This is a genomic window from Pedococcus sp. P1_H8 (genome assembly GCF_056405175.1).
In genome coordinates, this window is record NZ_JBFUCP010000500.1 from 1 (window position 1) to 354 (window position 354).

The 354-nt window shown below is 70.3% G+C and carries 1 protein-coding gene; it reads left to right on the forward strand.

The window, feature by feature from the left end; genetic code table 11:
• A partial coding sequence (locus AC1DYG_RS21040) for an AMP-binding protein (RefSeq protein ID WP_477641756.1) occupies positions 1 to 354 on the forward strand: 354 nt, incomplete at both ends.

The following is a 354-nucleotide window of genomic DNA, read 5'->3' on the forward strand; positions in this document are numbered from 1 at the left end:
GAACATGCGACGCGCCATCTCCGGTGGCGCCGCGCTGCCGGTGGAGATCCTCACGCGGTTCAAGGAGCGCTTCGGCGTGCAGATCCTGGAGGGCTACGGCCTGTCGGAGACCTCGCCGCTGGCACTGTTCAGCGACCCGGAGCGCGACCCGCGGCCGGGATCGATCGGCGTCCCGGTCTGGGGCATCGAGGCCCACCTCGTGGACCGGGACTGGAACACCGTCACCGGCACCGACGAGGTCGGCGAGCTGGCCCTGCGCGGGCACAACGTCATGAAGGGGTACTACAACCGCCCCGAGGCCACCAGCGAGGTGACGGACAACGGCTGGTTCCGCACCGGCGACCTGGCCAAGGT